Source organism: Nocardia africana NBRC 100379 (assembly GCF_001612635.1).
Taxonomy (GTDB): Bacteria; Actinomycetota; Actinomycetes; order Mycobacteriales; family Mycobacteriaceae; genus Nocardia; species Nocardia africana.
This window is the reverse complement of sequence record NZ_BDAV01000014.1, coordinates 69,486-91,282: the sequence shown is the minus strand read 5'-3', so window position 1 is coordinate 91,282 and position 21,797 is coordinate 69,486. Positions and strand designations below refer to the sequence as shown.

Sequence of the window (21,797 nt, the reverse complement as noted above, 5' to 3'; positions counted from 1 at the left end):
TGATGTATTGCGATTGTCGATGATTCCGGCACGATAACGGTTATGGTCTAGCGCAGTTGCCCCGCGCGGGTTTCTGCTCCGGAATTGCGCGCAGGCATCCGCCCACTTGTACGTTTGGAGGAAAGATGACCGCCTACCGGTCCATTGTCGTCGGTACCGATGGCTCGGATTCGTCGTATGTCGCTGTCGAGAAGGCTGCCGCGCTGGCCGGCGACGCGGGCGCCACCCTGTACGTCGCATGCGCGTACTACCCGACCGACGACCGCGATGTGGCCGCTGCGGCCGATGTCCTCAAGGACGAGGCCTACCAGGTGCGCGGCTCGGCCCCCACCAACGAGATCCTGCGGGTCGCGCGGGACAAGGCCGTCGCCGCCGGCGCGACCAACGTCGTGGAGCGGGCCGTCGTCGGCGAACCCGTCGAGTCGCTGCTGAATCTGGTCAAGGAGGTGGAGGCCGATCTGCTGGTCGTCGGTAACCGCGGCCTCAACACCCTGGCCGGGCGCCTGCTCGGCTCGGTGCCCTCCGATGTCGCCCGCAAGTCGCGCAGCGACGTCCTGATCGTGCACACCGTCCGCTGACCTTCGCCCGGCCTGCCGCCCGGGGCCTCAGCGCAACGCGCCGAGGACCTCGGGCAGTGCGCCGGTGTGGACCACCGATAATCGCTGGGTGGCACGGGTGAGCGCCACGTAGAGATCGTTGAGTCCGCGCGGCGACTCGTCCAGGATGGTCTGCGGTTCCACCAGCACGACCGCGTCGAACTCCAGGCCCTTCACCTCCGCCACCGTCAGCACCTGCACGGAATCGCCCGCCAGCGAGGCGAATTCGCTCACCGTCGCATGCGGGGCGAGCACGGCGGTGATTCCCGGCTTGTCCGCCTCGGCGGCGACGAGTTCGGTGACCGCGGCCAGCGAGCCGCCGGCCGCGACCTGCACGGCCCGGGGCGGAAAGCCGGATTCCCGCACGGATCGGGGAATGGTCGCCTCCGGATCGATCGCCGCCAGCACATCGGCGGCCACCGCCATGATCTCGGCGGGCGTCCGATAGTTGACCGTCAGCTCCGTGAGCTTCCAGCGCTGTGCGACATAGGGTTCCAGCATTCGCTGCCAGGACGAGGCGCCCGCCGGATCTCCGGTCTGCGCGACGTCGCCGACCACCGTCACCCAGCGATTCGGGATGCGCCGCATCACCATTCGCCACGCCATCTCCGACAGTTCCTGGGCCTCGTCGATGATCACGTGTCCGTAGGTCCAGCTCCGATCGCCGGCCGCCCGCTCGGCGGTCGTCTGGCGGTTGCGCACGTGCTGGCGTTCGGCGAGCTGCCCGGCGTCGATCAGGTCGTAGGCCATGAGGATTTCCGGATCCAGATCGTCCTCGAGATCCTGTGGCGCCGAACCGGTCAGGATGTCGAGTGCCTCCTGCGCCTCGGCCAGCTGTGCGCGCCACCGCCGCCGCGAGCGTTCCCGCTCCTCCGCGTCGTCGATGCCCAGGAGTTCGGCCAGCTCGTCGAGCAGCGGCGCGTCCGCGGCCGCGAAGGCGGGCCCGCGCGCCGGGTCGAGCGCGCGGAACAGCTCCTTGCGGTCCTCGGCACTGAGGCGGTCCGCGGCATGCGCCAGCCGTTCGGGCTCGGCCCAGAGGTCGGCGAGCACCTGCTGCGGCGTCAGAATCGGCCACAACTGCGCGATGGCGCGCTGAATGCCGGCGTCGGCGCGCATCTCGTCGCGAATCTCGGTGAGGTCGGCCTGGCTCAGCAGATTGCGCCCGGAGCCCGACGGGCGCCGGCCCGCGGCGGCATCCGCCTCGTCGACGGTCTCGGCGAACTGGTCCTTGCCGATGATCTGTGCCAGCTGGTCGGTCAGCGCGTCGACCACCGAGGCGGCGAAGATCGGGCGGGCGAGGTTGTGCGGGCGGCGCGAGGAGCGCGCCCGGCCGCGGGCACGGGTGGCGATCTTGCGATCCAGCGTCAGCTCGTACCCGTCGAAGTCGAGGCGGACCGGGTCGCGCGGCACCTCCTGCCGGTCGCGCACCGCCTTCTTCAGCACATCGATCATGTCGAGCGAACCTTTGAGTTCGCCCGCGCGCAGCGAATCCTCCAGTGTCGCGTCGACTCCCGGATACAGATTGCCGATCGTGGACAGCAGCACGCCGGTCTCGCCCAGCGACGGCAGTACCTGGCCGATGTAGTCGAGGAAGGTGGAGTTGGGGCCGATGATCAGCACGCCGGCCTTGTCGAGCTGCTGGCGGTAGGTGTAGAGCAGATACGCCGCACGATGCAGCGCGACCGCGGTCTTCCCGGTACCCGGACCGCCCTGCACCACCAGGACGCTGCGGTGCTCGGAGCGGATGATGGCGTCCTGCTCGCTCTGGATCGTTTCGACGATGTCGGTCATATGGCCGGTGCGCGCCGCGTTCAAGGCGGTGAGCAGGGCGCTCTCACTGCCGACACCGCCGTCGTCGGAGTCGATCGCGCCGGCTTGTCGCGCCATCTCCAGATCGAGGTATTCATCGCTGATACCGGTCACGGTGCGATTGCGCGAGCGGATGTGGCGGCGACGGGTCACGCCGTCGGGGGCAGCGGTCGTGGCGAGGTAGAACGGGCGGGCCAGCGGGGCCCGCCAGTCCAGGAGCAGGGTGTTGTAGTCGTCGTCCTCGTCGAGGATGCCGAGGCGGCCGATGTAGCGGTACTCGCCCTCGGCGCTCGCGTCGCCGGTGTCCTCGGTGTTCCCGGCGGACAGATCGATCCGGCCGAAGCACAGCCCGTTCTCGGCGGCGTCGTATTTGGCCAGGTCCTCGGAGTAGAGCTGGGTGAACGATTCGCGCTCGCTGCGGGCCTGCGGGGTGCCGCCCGTTTCCAGCAGCACCGTCCGAAGCCGGCGCTGGGCGTATTCGCGCATACCGTCGAGCCGCTGATACAGCAGGGTGAGATAGCTCTGCTCCCGTTCCAGTTCGGCGGCGCGGTCGGCGGCGGGGCGATCCTCGGTGAGGCGGTCGGGCAAAACGGAACTCCTTGTCACCACAGGGGCCGAGCGGGCCGCGCGCGAAGAGAACGGAATCGTCGAGTCTAGTTGTGGTTCGCCGGACTCGCCGTAGTCGCAGGTGAACGCGTCGCGCACACGGTAGTGAAATGTTGCACCACCGGGAACGGATCGTAGAAGTGATGCAGGAGTCGCTTCCAGTCCTGATAGTCCGCGGAGCCGCGGAAGCCCTCGGTGTGATCGCTGAGTTGCTCCCACTCGACCAGCAGCAGATAGGTGTTCGGTGACTCGGCGGATCTCGACAGCGTCAGCGACCGGAACCCCGGCGCGCGGGCAATCAAGGGGCGCGCCTGCTCGAACGCCGCCTCGAATTCGGCCGTGTGTTCGGGCCGGACGGGCAGCAGCGCGTGTTCGAGGATCATCGCGGGTCTTTCAGGAGGCGTGGGTGTTGTTCGGCCGCCGTCCCAGGGCATTGCTCTCGGAGGTCGCCGGTTTGGCACGGTACATCGCCAGATCCGCATCGTGCAGGACCGCTTCGGGAGTGCGCGGATCACCCGGGCGCAGCGCGGTGACGCCGATCGATGCCTCGACGTGGATGCGGTGGCCGCGGGCGATGATCGGCTCGGCCATGGTCTGGCGCAGCCGGGTGATCAGGCCGTCCAGGTCGTCCGGCTGGGTGCGGCCCGACAGCAGCACCAGGAATTCGTCGCCGCCGATGCGGCCCACCACGTCGTCGGTGCGCAGGCCGCGCTGCAACCGCTGGGCCACGATCTGCAGCACGGTATCGCCGATCGCGTGGCCCAGGGTGTCGTTGATGGCCTTGAATCCATCGAGGTCGATGAACAGCACGTTCGACACCGGCGACTGTTCGTCGACGCCCAGCGCGGTGGCCAGCCGCGAGAGCACCAGCGATCGGTTGGCCAGCCCGGTGAGCGGATCGTGGGTCGCCTGATACTCCAATTGCCTTCGGCTGGCGCGGAATTCGGTGACGTCGTTGAACGAGGAGACGGCCGGCGAGTCGGGTGCTCCGGGGTTGAGCAACCGGCTCGAACCCGACAGCCAGCGCCGCTGGCCGTCCGGGCGGTCCACGCCGAACACGTAGCGGGAGATCGTTTCCCCGGTGGCCAGGGTTCGCGCCACCGGATGGTGGCTCGGGGCCAGCGGCTGGGCGTTCGCGTCCAGCAGCGCCAGCGGCAGCGAATCGATGCGGCGGCCGACCAGATTGTCGCTTTCCTGACCGAAGATGCGCAGCGCAGCCGGGTTGATCGACTCGATGCGGCCCTCGCGGTCGATGACGACCACACCCTCCTCGAGTTGCGACACCACGGCCGTGAAATGGTGTTCGGCCCGGCGTTGCGCGGCCTCGGCGCGGCGCTGAGCGGTGAGGTCGTGGATCACCACCTGATAGGCGAGCCGGTTCTGCCAGACGGTGAGCACCGAGACCGTCTCGACGTCGACCGCCTGGCCGTCGCTGCGAATGAGCGTCATTTCCGCCGTCTCGGACGCGTCGCCGGTCTGGTGCAGCCGATCGATGCGCTCGAGCATCGCCGGCACGTCGCGATGCGCCACGAACTGGGTGACCGGATGTCCGACCACCTCGTCCACTCCGGGGGCGGCCAGCAGCCGCACGATCGCCGGATTGGCGTAGACGACGACGCCGTCCTCGTGCACGACGACGCCGTCGGGACTGTGCTCGACCAGGGTGCGGTACCGCTGGGCGAGCAGTTCGGCGTCCATCACGGCCTCGGGCCGGTTCTCACCTGCCTCAACCACATGTAACCCCCTGATCATGGCCTGCTCAGGTCAATTGGCGCACGGGATCATTCTGATGGTGACGTACCGCGGATCACAGTGTGGACGGTATTGGTTCGGTCACAGTTCAGGTTCTCATCGGGCCTGTGGGTGATCATGACAGGTGCCCGTTCCCGCGGTATCGGCGGAGGGTACGCTGTCGGGTTCGGGTTCGGTCCGGTCGGGGGGCCGGACCGGGTGTTACGCCGGAGGCAGCTGCCCAGGCCGGGTGTAGGAGCGCGAATGCCGAACACAACCCCGATGTCGACTCGAGAATATCAAGATCGTATGCCGATCGCAGGTATCGGCGTGGTCAGCGGTTACGGCTGGGGCCGGGAGACGCTGTGGCGCGGACTGCACACCGGTAAGGCGGCCGCCGGACTCTATCCCGGCTACGGTCCCGACCGCGACGAATACGCGTGGATCGCCCTGGTACCCGACGGGGGCGACGAGTCGCTGAGCCCGAGCCGGTATGCCCGCGCGGTTCAGGAGGCCGCGCGCGAGGCGATCGCCGATGCCGCCGGACGAGGCTGGCGTCCGGGCCGCACGGTCGGGGTGATCCACGCGATCGTGCTCGGCGACGTCCGGGACTGGGAGGATTTCTACCTCGACGACGGCAGCCGCCGCCGCTCTCGCGACTATCTGCGGCTGCTGCCGTCGACTCCGATTTCGCTGCTGATGCAGGAATTCGGCTTCCACGGGCCGTCGATGAACGTCTCGGCGGCCTGCAGTTCGGCCAACGTTGCCCTGATCACCGCACAGATGTGGCTGGATCAGGGTTTCGCCGACGACGTGGTCTGCGTGACCACCGATCTGTCGGCCAGCCCCGATATGGTGCACCACTTCGTGCAGATGGGTGCGGCGGTGATCGATGCCGAGCCGCTGGAGGCGTGCCGTCCGTTCCAGGAGGGCAGCCGGGGGTTCAGCTTCGGCGAGGCGTCGGTGGCGTTCGTGGTGTCCCGGCAGGTCGAGCGGCCGTACTGCGCGATGCTGGGCGGGGCGATGACCAATGACGCTTATCACGTCGTGTCCGTGGATCCCGGTCTGGAGCGGATACTGGACTGTACGCACCGGGCCCTGGACCGGGCCGGGGTGCGCCCCGGGGACGTGAGCTACTACAACGCGCACGGACCGGGAACCCGGCAGTGCGATGTGGCCGAACGGGCCGTGCTGGCGCGGATCTTCGACGACCGCCCGCAGGTCTATTCGATCAAGCCGCTGACCGGACATTGCATGGGTGCGGCGGCCGGCGTCGAGATCGCGGCGACGGCGCTGGGGTACGAGCGCGGCGTCGTGGTGGCGCCGCCGATCGTGGCCGAGGCGCATCCTCGCCTGCTGGACGGACCCACCCCGTTCGACGGCGGATTCACGGTGAAGACCTCGCTCGGCATGGGCGGGCACAACTCCGTGGTGGTGCTCGGTCCGGCGTGACGGCCGAGTCCGCTCGCGGTCCGGAACGGGGCCGCTCGCGGTCGTGTCGCCGAACTTGTCGGTGGGTGTGCCTAGCATGGCGTCCGGGGAGATTCTGGACGCCGAATTTCGATCGAGAAGGGACAGCCGGTGGCGGATCTGTTGACCGTGCGCGGAGCTCGGGAGCACAACCTGAAGGGAGTGGACCTCGACCTGCCACGGGACAGCCTCATCGTGTTCACCGGACTCTCCGGGTCCGGTAAATCGAGCCTCGCCTTCGACACCATCTTCGCCGAGGGTCAGCGCCGCTACGTCGAATCGTTGTCGGCGTACGCGCGCCAGTTCCTGGGGCAGATGGACAAGCCCGATGTGGATTTCATCGAGGGACTCTCTCCGGCGGTGTCGATCGACCAGAAGTCGACCAACCGCAATCCGCGCTCGACCGTCGGCACCATCACCGAGGTCTACGACTATCTGCGCCTGCTCTACGCCCGCGCCGGAACCCCGCACTGCCCGGTCTGCGGTGAGCTGATCGCCAAGCAGACCCCGCAGCAGATCGTGGATCAGGTGCTGGAGATGGAGCCCGGCACCCGTTTCCAGGTGCTGGCGCCGGTGGTGCGCACCCGCAAGGGCGAATTCGTGGACCTGTTCGACCAGCTCAACACCCAGGGCTATTCCCGGGTACGGGTCGACGGCGTGGTGTATCCGCTCACCGAGCCGCCGAAGCTGAAGAAGCAGGAGAAGCACGACATCGAGGTCGTGATCGACCGGCTGGCCGTCAAGCCGACGTCCAAACAGCGCCTGACGGATTCGATCGAGACGGCGCTGCGGCTGGCCGACGGCATCGTGGTCTTGGACTTCGTCGATCGCGACGAACACGCACACGACCGCGAGCGGCGGTTCTCGGAGAAACTGGCCTGCCCGAACGGTCATCCGCTCGATATCGAGGATCTGGAACCGCGTTCGTTCTCCTTCAACTCGCCGTACGGCGCCTGCCCGGACTGCACCGGTCTCGGCATTCGCAAGGAGGTCGATCCGGATCTGGTGGTGCCCGATCCGGAACTGAGCCTCAACGACGGCGCGATCGCCCCGTGGTCGCGCGGGCAGACCGCCGAATACTTCAACCGGTTGCTGTCGGGGCTGTCCGAGGCGATCGGCTTCTCGATGGACGCGCCGTGGAATACGTTGCCGCTCAAGGCCCGTAAGGCCGTGCTCGAGGGCAGCTCCGATCAGGTGCACGTGTCCTACACCAACCGCTACGGCCGCAAGCGGTCCTACTACGCCGATTTCGAGGGCGTGATGCCGTTCCTGCAGCGGCGGCTGGAGAGCACCGAATCCGAGCAGATGAAGGAGCACTACGACGGGTACATGCGCGATGTGCCGTGCCCGGTCTGTAGCGGTGCGCGGCTGCGCCCGGAGATCCTGGCCGTCACGCTCAACGCCGAAGGCGGACGCCGTTCCATCGCCGAGGTGTGTGATCTCTCGATCCGCGACTGCTCGCGTTTCCTGAACTCGCTCGAGCTGGGGGAGCGGGAGGCCGCGATCGCCGGGCAGGTCCTCAAGGAGATTCAGGCCCGGCTGGGCTTCCTGCTCGATGTGGGCTTGGAATATCTGACCCTGTCGCGTGCGGCGGCGACGCTGTCCGGCGGTGAAGCGCAGCGGATCCGGCTGGCCACCCAGATCGGTTCGGGACTGGTCGGCGTGCTGTACGTGCTCGACGAGCCGTCCATCGGCCTGCACCAGCGCGACAACCGGCGCCTGATCGAAACCCTCACGCGGCTGCGCAATCTCGGCAATACGCTCATCGTGGTCGAGCACGACGAGGACACCATCCACTCCTCGGACTGGGTGGTCGACATCGGCCCGCTGGCCGGCGAGCACGGCGGCCAGGTCGTCTACAGCGGTCCGTATCCGGGTCTGCTCGAGGATCCGAATTCGCTGACCGGCGCCTATCTTTCGGGCCGCGAAGTGATCGAGGTGCCGCTGGTACGCCGGCCGGTGTCGAAGAAGAAGCAGCTCACCGTCGTCGGCGCGAACGAGCACAATCTGCGCGGCATCGATGTCGCCTTCCCGCTCGGCGTGCTGACCTCGGTGACGGGTGTCTCCGGTTCCGGCAAGTCGACGCTGGTCAACGACATCCTGGCGACCGTGCTGGCGAACAAGCTCAACGGTGCGCGGCAGGTGCCCGGCCGGCACACCCGGATCAACGGACTCGACCACCTCGACAAGCTGGTGCAGGTCGACCAGTCCCCGATCGGGCGCACGCCGCGCTCGAACCCCGCGACCTACACCGGGGTCTTCGACAAGATCCGCACCCTGTTCGCGGCCACCACCGAGGCCAAGGTGCGCGGCTATCAGCCGGGCCGGTTCTCCTTCAATGTGAAGGGCGGCCGGTGCGAGGCGTGTTCCGGCGACGGCACGTTGAAGATCGAGATGAACTTCCTGCCGGATGTGTACGTGCCCTGCGAGGTGTGCCACGGCGCCCGGTACAACCGGGAAACCCTCGAGGTGCACTACAAGGGCAAGACCATCGCCGAGGTGCTCGATATGTCGATCGAGGAGGCGGCCGAATTCTTCGAGCCGGTCACCTCGATCCACCGATACCTCAAGACCCTGGTCGATGTCGGCCTGGGCTATGTGCGGCTGGGCCAGAGCGCCCCGACGTTGTCCGGTGGTGAGGCGCAGCGCGTGAAGCTGGCCGCCGAACTGCAGAAGCGCTCGACCGGGCGCACGGTCTACATCCTCGACGAGCCGACCACCGGCCTGCACTTCGAGGACATCCGCAAACTCCTAGCGGTGATCAACGGATTGGTCGACAAGGGCAACACGGTGATCGTCATCGAACACAACCTGGACGTCATCAAGACCTCCGACTGGGTGATCGATATGGGTCCCGAGGGCGGCTCCGGCGGTGGCACGGTGATCGCGCAGGGAACCCCGGAAGACGTTGCGGCCGTTGCCGACAGCTACACCGGCCAGTTCCTGCGCGAGGTCCTCGACAAGCCGGCCGCACCGGCGAAGACGACCAAGGCGAAGAAGGCGCCGGCCACCAAGGCGGCGGCTGCGAAGCCGGCCGGGCGCCGGAAGACCGCTGCGGTCGGCTGAGTCGCGAGTAGTACGCGACGGACCCGCTGGTTTCCGGCGGGTCCGTCGCGTCTCGACGCCGCACGGGTGACATTTCGTTCAGACGGCGTCCCAGTTGCCGGCCCCGCGGCGGCGGCCGAGCTGCCGGCGCCGGAAGAAGACCTCCTCCACCGAGACCGAACTGGCGGCCACCGCGCCGGCGACCGTGGTCAGCCGCGGGTCCTCGCCGCGTTCGTCCAGATGCCATCGCACGCCCGCGCGGCGCTCCGGAGGCAGCATCGCCCAGCGGCTGCCGATCCGCGTCTGCACCGAATGATCGCCCGCCGCAACGATATCCAGCAGGATGGGCCACAGATCGGCCTCCGTCGCGTGCGAGGGCAACGCCGTGATGGTGGCGTCGGACTGCTGGGCGAGCATATCGGCCAGCGCCGGCCGCATCGTGGGATCGAGCTGTGCCAGAAGGGCGAACAACCCGCGCCAGGGCGCCGGATCGGAGCAGCCCTCCAGTCCCTGCAGCAGCGCGGCGGCCACCGCGGTATCGGTGAAGATCGGCAGTGCCGCCATCGCGGTCAAGGCGGGCGGGCGCAGGGTGCCGAAGAAGACGGCCAGATCGCGCACCGCCCCGCCGTGGATCGCGGTCGCCACCAGATTGCACAGCACGGCGGGCGTCCCGACGCCCAGCGCGATATCTCCCACGTCGGCGACGACGTCGGCATCGCAGCGCGCGAAGATCGACAACGCCGCCAGCCGCAACTCCGGCGACCCGTGCAGCACGGTCTGGATCATGCGCGGCATCCGGCGCGCCGGGCCGTTCAGCAGCTGGCGCAGCACGGAGGTCAGGGCGCTGGTGGAGAAGGCGAACGACGCCGAGAAGATCAGGCCTTCGTCGTCGGGGACGCCGCGCTCCACGGCTTCGATCAGCCGAGGTGAGGCGTAGCCGAGAAACGGCCCCGCGGTGATGTAGTCGCGCCGGCGCAGGACCTCGTTGACGATCTGCACGATCGGTTCCGGTGGTGCGATATCGGCCAGTTCACCGACCGTGCGCGGGTCGAGATACGGCGCGCAGTCGGCCGCGTAGCCGATGCCCAGCAGCGCGACGGTTTCGGCGGCCTTCTTCGGGTGATCGACGCCCACCGCGCCGGCCGCGCGCCCGGTCAGCGCGGGCGGCACCAGCTTCTGCACCAGCGGCATCGAGATGCCGAGCGGGATGACCGGCACCAATCTGCTGATCCGCTTGAAGGTTTCGGCATGCTGATCGAAGACGATCGCGGCCATCCGCTGCTGCAGCTCGTGCAGATTCTGGGCGCCGAGGCGCTCGAGATGAGCGAGTCGTTCCGGCGGAACGTGCAGCGTGCGGGCGAGCAGGATGAGCTGGGCGCGGGTTACCGGATCCGTCATCAGTCCAGCAGGCTCCCGAACATGATCTTCTTCGCCGGCCCGCGCAACGGCCGCGGCAGGGCGCTGATCATCGCGTCCACCGATTGCGACAGCGCCTGCGCCTCCTCCCGACGCGCCTGCGTGAACAGCTGCAACAGGTCGGCGCACTCGTGATCGGTCAGTAGATCCGTGGCGGCGATCGGCCCGCCGAGTTCGTGGTCCAGATCTCTTCTGGCGGTCATGCTGCACCCCGGTATCGTCACGTCTTCGGCTGAACGTACCCATGAAGACATCCGGCGAATCATAGAAGGCGGCTACCGCGCGGTCCGGGCGAAAGTGCCCGCGTTGGGGCAAGTCACCGCGAAAAGCGGAGAGTGCTCGAGTGCGGTAACCATCAATCGGTTCGCACGCCGCCGTCACGTCCGCCGCGCACACCTGCGACGATCGGGGCATGGCGATCCCGACCGCATTCACCGACATCTTCTCCGTCCGCCACCCGATCGTGTCCGCTCCCATGGGTGGGGAAGCGGGCGGGGCGCTGGCCGCAGCGGTCTCCGAGGGTGGCGGTCTGGGGCTCGTCGGTGGGGGTCGCGGCGACCGGGAATGGGTCGAGCGCGAACTGCGACTGGTGCGCGAGAACACCACCGCGCCATGGGGAGTCGGCTTCCTGAGCTGGGCGATCGACCGGGCCGTGCTCGACCACGCGCTCTCGTTCGACCCGGCCGCGGTGGTGTTGTCCTTCGGCGATCCGATGCCGCTCGCGGCCACCGTCCGCGACGCCGGTGCGGTGTTGATCGTCCAGGTCACCGATGTCGAGGAGGCGCGGCGGGCGCTGGACGCGGGCGCGGATGTGCTGGTGGCGCAGGGCAGCGACGCCGGTGGCCACTGTGCCGCCCAGGGCATCGGGACGCTGTCGTTCGTGCCGACGGTCGTCGATCTCGCCGGTTCGGTGCCGGTGCTCGCGGCCGGCGGAATCGCCGACGGGCGTGCGATCGCGGCCGCTCTGGCGCTCGGCGCGGCGGGGGCGATGGTGGGCACCCGCTTACAGGCGACCCACGAGGCTCTCGTGCCCGCCGAACTCGGCAAGGCCCTGGTGGATGCCGCCGGCGGCGATACCGAGGTGAACTGGACGCTCGACATCGCGCGCGGCGCACCGTGGCCCGAGAAGTATCCGGCCCGCACCCTGCGCAACCCCTTCATCGATCACTGGCGCGGCCGCGACGAGGAACTGCGCACCGACGAGGCCGCCCTGCGCGACTACCGTGCGGCCGCCGCCCGCAACGACCTCACCGCTGTTCCGGTGTGGGCGGGCCAAGCCGTGGACCGGGTCACCTCGATCGCGTCGGCCACCGAACTGGTGGGTGTGCTCGCCGCCGAGACCGAAGCGGCTCTGCGCCGAATCACGATGCGCGACAACTGATCCGCGACGGACTCGTCACGCCGCGGACGACGTCGCGCCTCGGCGCTCACGGCAGTGGTTCTCCGGCGGCACTGAGGATCCCGGTCGATCACGCCGAGCGGTCTGCCGCCGACACCGATCGGGGTGCGCCGGCACCTTGACGACCGGACGTCCCATCGACCATTATGAACACACGTTCATGAACACTTGTTCATAATATTCGCGAGGAGACCGTGATGACCCACATCGTCAACACCGCACAGTCCGAGGCGTGGAACGGGTACGAGGGCGAACATTGGGCAGACCATGCCGACCGTTACGACGCGGTGAACTCCGGAATCAACGAGCCGTTGCTGACCGCCGCGACCATCGGGCCGGGAGATCGCGTCCTCGATATCGGTTGCGGGAACGGGCAATTGACGCGAGCGGCGGCGCGCAGGGCGGCCTCGGCGACCGGGGTCGACCTCTCCGGGCCGATGCTCGCGCGAGCGCGCCTGCTCGCCGAATCCGAAGGTGTGGACAATGTTTCGTTCGAACAGGGCGATGCGCAGGTGTTCGGGTTCGCGCCCGGCTCCTACGATGTGGCGATCAGCCGGTTCGGCATCATGTTCTTCGCGGATCCGGTGGCGGCGTTCACCAACATCGCGCGTGCTCTGGGTCCCGGCGGGCGGCTCGCGGTAGCGGTCCCGGCCATGGCGGACTCCGAGATCGCCGGTGTCTTCGCCGCGGCCGCGGCACATCTGCCCGGTTTCGAGGTGGGGCACGGCTTCAGCGCCCTCGCCGACCCCGTGGCCACTGCCGACCTGCTGGGCGCGGCCGGATTCGCCGGCGTCGAGAACGAACTCGTCGTCACCGACAGCGTCTGGGGAGCGGATGTCGACGACGCCACCGAATTCGTCGTGGGCTGGGGGCCCGTGCGATATCACCGGTTGCGCAACGATTTCGGCACCGATGCCGAGGTGCGGGCGGCGGTCGCCGCCGCCCTCGCGCCGTTCGCCGGCGACGGTCCGATCCGGTTGCGCGCGGCCTCCCGGCTCGTCACCGCCACCGTCGCACTACCGTAGTTCCCATGTCACCCCGACGGGCGGCGGCGCTGCACGACCGCGACGATCGCGATCTGCGCGCCCATCTGATCGCCACGGCCGAGAAGTTGTTCGCCGAACAGGGCAGCGCCGGGCTCACCGTGCGCGCCATCGCGCGGGCGGCCGGGGTGTCCGACGGGGTGCTCTACAACCATTTCGCCGACAAGGAGGAATTGCTCGCCGCGGCGCTGCGGGCTCATGTGGAATCGGTGGATCGGAGCTTCCCGCCGCTACCCGCCGCCGGTAGCGGCGATCTCGCGGAGAACCTGGCGGTGTGCCTGCGTCAGGGGCTGGCGCTGCATCAGGCGGTCTTGCCGGTGTTCGCGGGCCTGATCACCCAGCCCGCGGTCCTGGCCAGATTCGCCGAAACGGAAGGCCGGCAACGGATTTGGCGCGAGGAACTGGTCGTCTATCTGCGTGCCGAACGCGATCTGGGCCGGCTGGCGGCCGATGCGGACGTCGATGCGGCCGCCGCCGTCCTGGTCGGCATCTGTCACGACGCGGTGCTGTCGTCGTTGCTCTCGGGCACGCCGCACCCGTTCGCGCCACCCCCGGTCGATGCCGTCGTCGCCACCCTGCTGTCGGGGATCGCCGTGCGGTGAATGCCCGGCGCGGCACGGCCACCCGTTGCCGCGCCGATCGGACCCTCGGCTCAGTAGACCGGCCCGGTGTACTTCTCACCCGGTCCCGCGCCCGGCGCATCCGGATGCGCCGACGACTCGCGGAACGCGCGTTGCAGCGACTGCAGACCCTCGCGAATGGGTCCGGCGTGCGGGCCCAGATATTCGACCGAGGCCGTCACCAGCCCGGCGAGGGCCGTGATCACGCGCCGGGCCTCGTCCAGATCGCGACGCGGGCTGGAATCGGGATCCTCGTCGGCGAGGCCGAGCTTCTCGGCGGCCGAGCTCATCAGCATCACCGCGGCCCGGCTGATCACCTCGACGGCGGGGATATCGGCCAGCTCCCGCACGGTTTCCGGATCCGCGGACTCACTCAGGGCCGACTGGTCGCCGGCATGCTCGCTCATATCCGTAGCATGTCATCGAGTCGCATCGCCGGGTTGCGGGGGCGGCCGATTGGGAGTAGGGGCGTCTCCGGTGTTAAAGTGGTCGGCGACGACCGCCCCGGTCCCGTGCTGGAACCGATCCAGCGCACCGGCTCGGGGCTGTAAGTGGAGCCCGACTCCCACCATCGGCCGGCCTGCGTGCCAGGTTCGATGGTCCGGTCACCCGCCGTATGCGGTGGGTTCTCGCTCGGATCCGTCCGTGGCGAGGTCGAGGTGGCAGTCCTGGTGATGGACGCCCGCGGCGACCGGTCGACATTCGGGCCCCGTGGCGGTGAAATACCGCGACGGGGCTTTCGTGTTGGGTATGGGGTTGCAGTTGTTGCTCGCGGTCGTTGGATGACACCGCTTGACCTAGGAGGCCCCATCAGCACTGAGACCCGCATCAACGATCGCATCCGCGTCCCCGAGGTCCGACTCATCGGACCGGGGGGTGAGCAGGTAGGGATCGTGCGTGTTGAAGATGCACTACGCGTCGCCCAAGAGGCTGACCTCGACCTCGTCGAGGTCGCACCGGACGCGCGTCCACCGGTCTGCAAGATCATGGACTACGGCAAGTTCAAGTACGAGACCGCGCAGAAGGCGCGCGAGTCCCGCAAGAACCAGCAGCAGACCGTGATCAAGGAGCAGAAGCTCCGTCCGAAGATCGATGACCACGACTACGCGACCAAGCGGGGACACGTGATGCGGTTCCTCGAGGCCGGGTCCAAGGTCAAGGTCACCATCATGTTCCGTGGTCGCGAGCAGTCGCGTCCCGAACTCGGTTTCCGGCTGCTGCAGCGGCTGGCTTCCGACGTCGCCGACCTCGGCTTCGTGGAGACCTCCGCCAAGCAGGACGGCCGGAACATGACGATGGTCCTCGCACCTCACAAGGGCGCGAAGACCCGGGTCAAGGCGCAGACCGCCGCGCAGCAGACCGCGCAGCGTGGTTCGGCGCCCGGCAGTTCCGCGCCCGCTGGGGGCGACGCTGCGGCCGGTTCGGCGCCCGCGCCGGAAGCCGAAGCGGCCAGCCCGCAGTAAACCGATACAGCACCGGCGGTATCGCACGATGCGATGCCGCCGGAACGAGACAAGATTGAGGAATCCATGCCGAAGATGAAGAGCCACAGCGGCACCTCGAAGCGATTCAAGGTGTCCGGTCGCGGCAAGCTGCTGCGCCAGCAGGCGAACCGTCGCCACCTGCTCGAGCACAAGTCCAGCCGCCGGACTCGTCGTCTGGACGGCACGGAGGTCGTCGCGCCCGCGGACGTCCGTCGCGTGAAGAAGCTGCTCGGTATCTGAGCGCACTCGCGCACCGTTCCCTCTCCCAACCTGTGGGCGCCCGCCGCGCCCCTCGATCGAACAAGGACTGACCAGTGGCACGCGTCAAAAGGGCCGTCAACGCTCAGAAGAAGCGCCGTTCCGTGCTCGAGGCCTCCAAGGGCTACCGCGGGCAGCGCTCGCGGCTGTACCGCAAGGCCAAGGAACAGCAGCTGCACTCGCTCACCTACGCCTACCGGGACCGCCGGGCTCGCAAGGGTGACTTCCGCAAGCTGTGGATCGCGCGTATCAACGCCGCGGCGCGGCTCAACGACATCACCTACAACCGCTTCATCCAGGGCCTGAAGGCCGCGGGTGTCGAGGTCGACCGCAAGATCCTCGCCGAGCTCGCCGTCTCCGACGCCGAGGCGTTCGCCGGCCTGGTGGCGGTGGCCAAGGCCGCCCTGCCGGAGGATGTCAACGCCCCGGCCGCCTGAGCTGCGACCAGTTGACCAACACGTCGAAACGACCCGCGGAGCGCGGCTCCGACGACCGGACGAATCCGGAACTGTCGGAACGCAATCCGCGGGTCGTTTCCGCTGTCAAGCTGCACCGTTCGGCCTCTCGCCGCAAGAGCGGTCTCTTCCTGGCCGAGGGCGCCAATTCCGTGGCCGCGGCCTTGGATACCGAGCGGGTCGAGGAGCTGTTCTACTCGAGCCGCGCGGCCGAACGCGACCACGAACTGGTGGCCACGGCCGCCGCGCTCGGTGTCCGCACCAGCCTGGTGAGTGAGCGGGCGGCGCAACATCTGGGGGAGACCGTCACCCCACCCGGTTTGGTCGCGGTCTGCCGGCTCGTGGATGTGCCCCTGGGCCAAGTGCTGTCGGGAACCACGTCGCCGCAGACGCGCGAGGGGGTGGACGGCCACGCGGCCGCGTCTCGCATGCTGGCGGTTCCGGTCGAGATGTCCGATCCGGGCAATGCGGGAACGTTGATTCGCGTGGCCGATGCCGTCGGCGCGAACGGTGTCGTGCTGGCCGGTGATTCGGTCGATCCGCACAACGGCAAATGTGTGCGCGCCTGCGCGGGCAGCCTGTTCCACGTCCCGATCGCGCGCGACCGCGATATCGACGCCGTGCTGAACGCGTTGCGCGACAAGGACATCACGGTGCTCGCGACCACCGCGCGGGGTGAGGTCGATCTCGACGACGCCGACGACCTGCTGCGCACCGCGGGCGAATCGGGCGGCACCGCATGGCTTTTCGGCAACGAGGCGCACGGCCTGGACCCGGCCGTCGCCGCCCGTGCCGACCACCGCATCCGCATCCCCATCCACGGCCGCGCGGAAAGCCTGAACCTGGCCGCCGCCGCCGCGATCTGTCTCTACGCCGACGCCCGGGTCCGCCACCGCCCGTAGCGCCCGGCCGGGCCGCGGCGACGGGCCCCGAATACGACTGTGGGCGCCGGATATTCGTATCCGGCGCCCACACCTGTGTCGATCAGTCGCGCGGGTGTGCCAGCTCGATCACGTGGTGGTCACCGGACCCCGCGGCCAGGGTCAGCGTGGAGGTGGTCTCCGGGTAACCGGACGCCACCACCGTGTAGTCGCCGACCGCGAGATTGGCGAACAGGTACCTGCCGTCGGCGTCGGTGGTGGTGCTGTCGATCACCGCACCCGCCGCGTCGACGAGGCTCACCCGGGCATCGCCCAGCGGACCGTGCGCGCCGTACACGACACCGCGCAGTTGCGCGCCGCGGGAGAGCACCACATCGAGCTGGGTGATGCCCTGGCTGCCGACCTCCGCCGGCAACGCCACCGGCTGGAACGTGGCGGCGTTGACCGCGACGGTCACCGGCCCGGGGACCAGTTCGGTCAGCGCGTAGTCGCCCTCGGGACCGGAGGCCCCCGCCGCCAGCACATCGCCGCGGCTGTCGGTCACGATCACCAGCGCATCGGCCACCGGGGCGCCGTCGTCGGCCGCCCGCACGGTGCCGGCCAATCCGCTCATACCGCTCAGCCGCACATCGTGTTCCAGCGGCCGCGCGCCCACCGTGATCGGCGTGGCCTGCGGCTGGAATCCGTCGGCCGAGGCGATCAGCACGTACGAACCGGGTTCCGGTGCGTCGAGGGCGTAGTGCCCGTCACCGCGGGCGATGGCACGGCCGATCTGGCGGCCGGTGGGGGAGATCAGGGTGAGCGCGGTGCGTGTCACCGGCGTGCCGTCACCGGCCCGCACGCGCCCGTGGACCGTGATCCCGGTGCTCACGAACTCCTCCGGCACCAGGCCCGAGGCATCCTCGGCCATGACCTGGGCCGAGAGCACCGGTTCGGGCCCCGACTCCGACTCCGCGGCCTGTGCCAGCGCGCCGGTGGTCCGCAGCGCGACCTCCTTGATGAACAGCGTCAGCAGGAATGCGACGAGCGCGATGGGCGCCGCGATGAGGAACACGTCGGCGATGCCGTGACCGTAGCCGTCCTCGACGACCGTGCGGACCGGACCGGGCAGGGCGGAGATGTCCGGGATCTGGCTGCCGCCGCCCATGGCCCGCGCCGCGGCCGGATTCAGGTGGCTCAGACCGTCGCTGATGTAGTCCTTCACCCGCTCGGCCATCACCGCGCCGAGCGCCGAGACGCCGATCGCGCCGCCGAGGCTGCGGAAGAACGTCACCAGCGAGCTGGCCGCGCCGAGTTCGTGCGGCGCCACCTGGTTCTGGGTGCACAGCACCAGGTTCTGCATCGTCATACCGATGCCCAGGCCCATCATCGCCATGTAGATCGCCACCAGCCAGTAGTCGGTGTCGTAGCGGATGGTGCCGAGCAGACCGAGGCCGGCGGTGACCAGGAAGCCGCCGGTGACCAGCCACGCCTTCCACCGGCCGGTGCGGGTGATGATCTGGCCCGACACCGTGGAGGAGATGAACAGGCCGCCGATCATCGGGATGGTCATGATGCCCGACATCGTGGGCGATTCACCGCGCGCCAGCTGGAAGTACTGGCTGAAGAACACGGTGCCCGCGAACATCGCGACACCGATGAACAGCGAGGCTGCCGAGGCGAGGCTGATGGTGCGGTTGGCGAACAGGTGCATCGGCACGATCGGTTCGGCGGCCCGCAATTCGGCGAAGACGAACAGCACGGCGAGTACGACGGCGCCGAGCACCATCACCAGGGTCTGCCAGGACGCCCACGCGTACTTGTCGCCGGCGAAGGTGACCCACACCAGCAGCAGGCACACCGCCGCGGTGACCAGGAAGGCGCCGAGCCAGTCGACCTTCACCTCGCGCCGGGTGACGGGCAGACGCAGGGTGCGCTGCAGCACGATCAGCGCGACCACCGCGAACGGCACACCGACGTAGAAGCACCAGCGCCAGCCCAGCCAGCTGGTGTCGGTGATGACACCGCCGAGCAACGGGCCGCCGACGGTCGCCACGGCGAACACCGCGCCCAGGTAGCCGCTGTAGCGGCCGCGTTCGCGCGGGGAGATCATCGCGGCCATCACGATCTGGGCCAGGGCGGACAGACCGCCCGCGCCGATGCCCTGCACCGCGCGGCAGGCGATCAGCATGCCCGGATTCTGCGACAGACCCGCGACCACGGAACCGGCCACATAGATCAGCAGAGCGATCTGGACGAGCGCCTTCTTGCTGAACAGGTCGGCGAGTTTGCCCCACAGCGGGGTGGTGGCCGTCATCGCGAGCAGGGAGGCGGTGACGACCCAGGTGTAGGCGGACTGTCCGCCGCCCAGCGTGCCGATGATCTTCGGCAGCGCGTTGGTCACGATCGTGGAGGAGATGATCGCGACGAACATGCCCAGCAGCAGACCGGACAGGGCCTCCATGATCTGCCGGTGCGTCATCGCCGCCGTGTCACCCGATTCCGGGGATCTGCGCGCGGCGTCGTTCGCAGAGGTGATTGCCATCGTTCTCTTTCGGAAGCGGTCGATGCGGCGCTCGGCGGGTCGCCGATGTCGCCGCATCACGAAGTGTTCGGGAGATATCAAACAAGTTGATTAACGAAAGTAACTATAATCCTGTGAGAACGCTGCGCAAAGGCCGAACGCCCGGTGTGTTCGATCACATCCGGGCGCGGTGGGGCGAAATGGCTGGTCAGTCGTCCGCGAGGCAGGCGTTGATTTCCTCGGCCCAGCGGGTCGGCACCGCATCGGGTCCGATCACCTGCATGGCCGTCATGACGGTGATGAGCATGCCGGTGGCCATGAACCGGCGGGCATCGTCGGCGTCGGCGCCGGTGAGTTCGCGGACCAGGTCGTAGATGCGCCCGAAACGCTCGCGGACGTTGTCGCCGATCGCCGGATCGGCGCTGGCGGAGAAGCCGTGCAGCAGGATGAGCGGCAGTTCCCGTTCGGCGAGGAAGACCTCGTAGCCCTTGCCGAGCGCCTGCAGCGCTTCCTGCGGGGTCGCGTTCGCCGGTGCGTCGGCGCGCGCGGCGCGGAAAACCTGTTCGATCCGCCCGCAGGACTGGTTGATCGCGGCGACGAACAATCGTTCCTTGGTGCCGAACAGCCGGATCACGTAGGGCTGCGACACGCCGGCGAGGCGGGCGATCTCATCGGTTTTCGTTGCGGCGTAACCGCTTTCGGCGAAGGCGGTGACCGCAGCGGTCAGTACCTGCTCGCTGCGCTCGGCTGCGGTCAGCCGCGTGCGGGTCGAGTCCGCCATGGTCCTCCTCGCGATCGTCCGACGGTCACGGTAGCGCGCGGCGTGGGCGAATCGAGTCGCGCACTGCTACCTGTTGACATGTTATCAGCGGATGCATACTCTTTTCGATATCAAGTTATCAGTCGATAACAACAAAGGATCTGCGATGACCTCCACCCTCGAAACCACTCCCGGCGCCGGCACGTCCGGCTCCCTCCGCCGACCGCTGGGCGCCGTCCTGGCCGCCGTCGGCATTCCGATGTTCATGGTCGCCCTGGACAATCTGGTCGTCACGAACGCGCTGCCGGTGATCCGCACCGAACTGAACGCCTCGCTGAGCGACCTGCAATGGTTCGTCAACGCCTACACCCTGTCCTTCGCGTCGCTGCTGCTCACTGCCTCCGCGCTCGGCGACCGATTCGGCCGCCGCCGGATATTCCTCCTCGGCATCGCGCTGTTCACCGCCGCGTCGGCGGCCTGCGCCCTGGCGACCGAGCCGTGGATGCTGGTGGCCGCGCGCGCGATTCAGGGATTCGGCGGCGCGGCGGTCATGCCGCTGTCGCTGACGCTGCTGTCCGACGCGGTGCCGGAGAAGATGCGCAGTGCCGCGATCGGCATCTGGGGCGGCATCTCCGGACTGGGCATCGCGGTGGGCCCGGTGGTCGGCGGCGCTGTCGTCGGCGGCCTGAGCTGGCAGTGGATCTTCTGGCTGAACGTGCCGATCGGCATCGCGGTGCTGCCCTTCGCGGCCCGGGTGCTCGGTGAATCCTTCGGCGGCGCACGGCGTTTCGATCCGCTCGGACTGGTGTTGTCGGCGGGCGGAGTGCTGGCGATCGTGTGGGCGGTCGTGCACGGCGCCGACGACGGCTGGACCTCCGCGCCGGTGCTGAGCGGCCTGCTCGGCGGGGCCGCGCTACTGGCCGTCTTCATCGCCTGGGAGCGGCGAACCCCCGCCCCGATGCTGCCGCTGCGACTGTTCCGGTCGCGCGCCTTCCGGGTCAGCAACATCACCAGCTTCACCTTCGCGGTCGGTGTCTTCGGCGCGATCTTTCTGATCTCGCAGTACTTCCAGGTCGTGCGCGGCTACAGCCCCTTCGAATCCGGTCTGCGCACCCTTCCCTGGACCGCCGCGCCCATGGTCGTGGCCCCGCTGGCCGGCCTGTTCGTCGGACGGATCGGCGCCCGGACCATGCTGGTGGCCGGACAGGCGATGCTCGCCGCGGCCCTGGCCTGGATGGCGACGGTGAGTACGGTCGACGCCGGCTACGACTCGTTCATCGGCGCCATGGTGCTCGGCGGCGTCGGCATGGGCCTGACCTTCGCGCCCAGCGCGACCGTCGTCATGGCGAGTGCCGCCGCCGAGGATCGGGCGATGGCCTCGGGCACGAACAACACCATCCGCGAGGTGGGCGTCGCGATCGGTGTGGCGATTCTGGCCTCGATCTTCGCCTCTCACGGGTCGTATGTGAGTCCGCAGGGATTCGTCGACGGGCTGGTTCCGGCCGTGTGGACCGGCGCGGTGATCGTGGCGGTCGGGGCCGTGATCGTCGCACTGCGGTTGCCGCGTCACATCGTCGCGATCGAGGCGCCGGCCAGTGCGCCGGACTCGGCCCACGACGCTGTGACCGCACCGGCCCACGCGTGACATCGGGTCCGGCGCGCCGTCGGTGACCGGGCCGGGACTGCCTCGCAAGACGGCCTGCACAGGCGCGTCGCTCGGA

Annotated in this window: 19 protein-coding genes; 11 read left to right on the top strand and 8 right to left on the bottom strand. The window is 68.8% G+C overall.

Translation table 11 applies throughout. The features are described 5' to 3' along the window. The first annotated feature begins 125 nt into the window (after window positions 1–125). Window positions 126–578 carry a universal stress protein gene (locus NA3_RS25255; protein WP_062966149.1) on the top strand — a complete coding sequence of 151 codons (453 nt, stop codon included), beginning with the start codon at window positions 126–128 and terminating at the stop codon, window positions 576–578. A gap of 27 nt (window positions 579–605) precedes the next feature. Here NA3_RS25255 and NA3_RS25250 read toward each other — a convergent pair whose 3' ends face one another. The 3 genes from NA3_RS25250 to NA3_RS25240 all read right to left on the bottom strand — a co-directional run bounded on the left by NA3_RS25250 (window position 606) and on the right by NA3_RS25240 (window position 4,745). Further along, window positions 606–2,993, bottom strand: a complete 2,388-nt coding sequence (locus NA3_RS25250) for a HelD family protein (RefSeq protein ID WP_062966148.1) — start codon at window positions 2,991–2,993, stop codon at window positions 606–608. A gap of 65 nt (window positions 2,994–3,058) precedes the next feature. Continuing rightward, a complete protein-coding gene (locus tag NA3_RS25245; protein WP_062966147.1) occupies window positions 3,059–3,394 on the bottom strand; it encodes an antibiotic biosynthesis monooxygenase family protein in 336 nt (111 codons plus the stop codon). 10 nt (window positions 3,395–3,404) lie between these two features. Further along, entirely contained in the window at window positions 3,405–4,745 is a 1,341-nt protein-coding gene (locus NA3_RS25240) for a diguanylate cyclase domain-containing protein (protein WP_308189530.1), read from the bottom strand. 306 nt (window positions 4,746–5,051) lie between these two features. On the opposite strand from NA3_RS25240, the gene NA3_RS25235 reads away from it, so the two are divergent. After that, window positions 5,052–6,194 carry a beta-ketoacyl synthase N-terminal-like domain-containing protein gene (locus tag NA3_RS25235; protein WP_062966145.1) on the top strand — a complete coding sequence of 381 codons (1,143 nt, stop codon included), beginning with the start codon at window positions 5,052–5,054 and terminating at the stop codon, window positions 6,192–6,194. 129 nt (window positions 6,195–6,323) lie between these two features. Then, entirely contained in the window at window positions 6,324–9,278 is a 2,955-nt protein-coding gene (gene uvrA / locus NA3_RS25230; RefSeq protein ID WP_062966144.1) for an excinuclease ABC subunit UvrA, read from the top strand. A gap of 78 nt (window positions 9,279–9,356) precedes the next feature. On the opposite strand, the gene NA3_RS25225 is transcribed toward uvrA, so the two are convergent. Both NA3_RS25225 and NA3_RS25220 read right to left on the bottom strand, forming a co-directional pair. Next, window positions 9,357–10,655 (bottom strand): hypothetical protein, encoded by a 1,299-nt coding sequence (locus NA3_RS25225; RefSeq protein ID WP_062966143.1) that lies wholly within the window; start codon window positions 10,653–10,655, stop codon window positions 9,357–9,359. Further along, a complete protein-coding gene (locus NA3_RS25220) occupies window positions 10,655–10,876 on the bottom strand; it encodes a hypothetical protein (RefSeq protein WP_062966142.1) in 222 nt (73 codons plus the stop codon). Before NA3_RS25220 ends, NA3_RS25225 begins: the two co-directional genes overlap by 1 nt. Before the next feature lie 209 nt (window positions 10,877–11,085). On the opposite strand from NA3_RS25220, the gene NA3_RS25215 reads away from it, so the two are divergent. The 3 genes from NA3_RS25215 to NA3_RS25205 all read left to right on the top strand — a co-directional run bounded on the left by NA3_RS25215 (window position 11,086) and on the right by NA3_RS25205 (window position 13,717). Beyond that, on the top strand, window positions 11,086–12,054 hold the full coding sequence (locus tag NA3_RS25215) for an NAD(P)H-dependent flavin oxidoreductase (protein ID WP_062966141.1): 969 nt from the start codon (window positions 11,086–11,088) through the stop codon (window positions 12,052–12,054). A 215-nt stretch (window positions 12,055–12,269) separates the two neighbouring features. Continuing rightward, window positions 12,270–13,097, top strand: a complete 828-nt coding sequence (locus NA3_RS25210; protein WP_062966140.1) for a class I SAM-dependent methyltransferase — start codon at window positions 12,270–12,272, stop codon at window positions 13,095–13,097. Between the two features lie 5 nt (window positions 13,098–13,102). Then, the gene (locus tag NA3_RS25205; RefSeq protein WP_062966139.1) at window positions 13,103–13,717 is read left to right on the top strand and encodes a TetR/AcrR family transcriptional regulator; all 615 of its coding nucleotides are present in this window, start codon (window positions 13,103–13,105) and stop codon (window positions 13,715–13,717) included. Between the two features lie 50 nt (window positions 13,718–13,767). Here the strand turns inward: NA3_RS25205 and NA3_RS25200 are convergent, their stop codons facing one another. Next, entirely contained in the window at window positions 13,768–14,142 is a 375-nt protein-coding gene (locus tag NA3_RS25200) for a DUF1844 domain-containing protein (protein ID WP_062966138.1), read from the bottom strand. Window positions 14,143–14,517: 375 nt separating this feature from the next. On the opposite strand from NA3_RS25200, the gene infC reads away from it, so the two are divergent. The 4 genes from infC (at window position 14,518) to NA3_RS25180 (ending at window position 16,834) form a co-directional block, all read left to right on the top strand. After that, window positions 14,518–15,198, top strand: coding sequence for a translation initiation factor IF-3 (gene infC, locus NA3_RS25195; protein ID WP_036500642.1), 681 nt, complete (start codon window positions 14,518–14,520; stop codon window positions 15,196–15,198). Between the two features lie 66 nt (window positions 15,199–15,264). Then, entirely contained in the window at window positions 15,265–15,459 is a 195-nt protein-coding gene (rpmI, locus tag NA3_RS25190) for a 50S ribosomal protein L35 (protein WP_030518931.1), read from the top strand. A gap of 74 nt (window positions 15,460–15,533) precedes the next feature. Beyond that, on the top strand, window positions 15,534–15,914 hold the full coding sequence (rplT, locus tag NA3_RS25185) for a 50S ribosomal protein L20 (RefSeq protein ID WP_025348785.1): 381 nt from the start codon (window positions 15,534–15,536) through the stop codon (window positions 15,912–15,914). A 71-nt stretch (window positions 15,915–15,985) separates the two neighbouring features. Continuing rightward, window positions 15,986–16,834, top strand: coding sequence for a TrmH family RNA methyltransferase (locus tag NA3_RS25180; protein ID WP_062966339.1), 849 nt, complete (start codon window positions 15,986–15,988; stop codon window positions 16,832–16,834). A gap of 82 nt (window positions 16,835–16,916) precedes the next feature. Here the strand turns inward: NA3_RS25180 and NA3_RS25175 are convergent, their stop codons facing one another. Both NA3_RS25175 and NA3_RS25170 read right to left on the bottom strand, forming a co-directional pair. Next, on the bottom strand, window positions 16,917–19,337 hold the full coding sequence (locus NA3_RS25175) for an MFS transporter (protein ID WP_062966136.1): 2,421 nt from the start codon (window positions 19,335–19,337) through the stop codon (window positions 16,917–16,919). Window positions 19,338–19,524: 187 nt separating this feature from the next. After that, window positions 19,525–20,097: a TetR/AcrR family transcriptional regulator gene (locus NA3_RS25170; protein ID WP_062966135.1), complete on the bottom strand. Its 573-nt coding sequence runs from the start codon at window positions 20,095–20,097 to the stop codon at window positions 19,525–19,527. A 145-nt stretch (window positions 20,098–20,242) separates the two neighbouring features. Here NA3_RS25170 and NA3_RS25165 point away from each other — a divergent pair, with 145 nt between their 5' ends. After that, window positions 20,243–21,721 carry an MFS transporter gene (locus tag NA3_RS25165; RefSeq protein WP_084491854.1) on the top strand — a complete coding sequence of 493 codons (1,479 nt, stop codon included), beginning with the start codon at window positions 20,243–20,245 and terminating at the stop codon, window positions 21,719–21,721. The last annotated feature ends 76 nt before the right edge of the window (window positions 21,722–21,797 follow it).

Bases quoted from the DNA above. Each gene is read 5' to 3' on its own strand.
- NA3_RS25255 (WP_062966149.1), top strand. From the start codon at position 126: ATGACCGCCTACCGGTCCATTGTCGTCGGTACCGATGGCTCGGATTCG.
- NA3_RS25245 (WP_062966147.1), bottom strand. From the start codon at position 3,394: ATGATCCTCGAACACGCGCTGCTGCCCGTCCGGCCCGAACACACGGCC.
- NA3_RS25235 (WP_062966145.1), top strand. From the start codon at position 5,052: ATGCCGATCGCAGGTATCGGCGTGGTCAGCGGTTACGGCTGGGGCCGG.
- NA3_RS25225 (WP_062966143.1), bottom strand. From the start codon at position 10,655: ATGACGGATCCGGTAACCCGCGCCCAGCTCATCCTGCTCGCCCGCACG.
- NA3_RS25220 (WP_062966142.1), bottom strand. From the start codon at position 10,876: ATGACCGCCAGAAGAGATCTGGACCACGAACTCGGCGGGCCGATCGCC.
- NA3_RS25215 (WP_062966141.1), top strand. From the start codon at position 11,086: ATGGCGATCCCGACCGCATTCACCGACATCTTCTCCGTCCGCCACCCG.
- NA3_RS25210 (WP_062966140.1), top strand. From the start codon at position 12,270: ATGACCCACATCGTCAACACCGCACAGTCCGAGGCGTGGAACGGGTAC.
- NA3_RS25205 (WP_062966139.1), top strand. From the start codon at position 13,103: ATGTCACCCCGACGGGCGGCGGCGCTGCACGACCGCGACGATCGCGAT.
- NA3_RS25200 (WP_062966138.1), bottom strand. From the start codon at position 14,142: ATGAGCGAGCATGCCGGCGACCAGTCGGCCCTGAGTGAGTCCGCGGAT.
- infC (WP_036500642.1), top strand. From the start codon at position 14,518: ATGACACCGCTTGACCTAGGAGGCCCCATCAGCACTGAGACCCGCATC.
- rpmI (WP_030518931.1), top strand. From the start codon at position 15,265: ATGCCGAAGATGAAGAGCCACAGCGGCACCTCGAAGCGATTCAAGGTG.
- NA3_RS25175 (WP_062966136.1), bottom strand. From the start codon at position 19,337: ATGGCAATCACCTCTGCGAACGACGCCGCGCGCAGATCCCCGGAATCG.
- NA3_RS25170 (WP_062966135.1), bottom strand. From the start codon at position 20,097: ATGGCGGACTCGACCCGCACGCGGCTGACCGCAGCCGAGCGCAGCGAG.
- NA3_RS25165 (WP_084491854.1), top strand. From the start codon at position 20,243: ATGACCTCCACCCTCGAAACCACTCCCGGCGCCGGCACGTCCGGCTCC.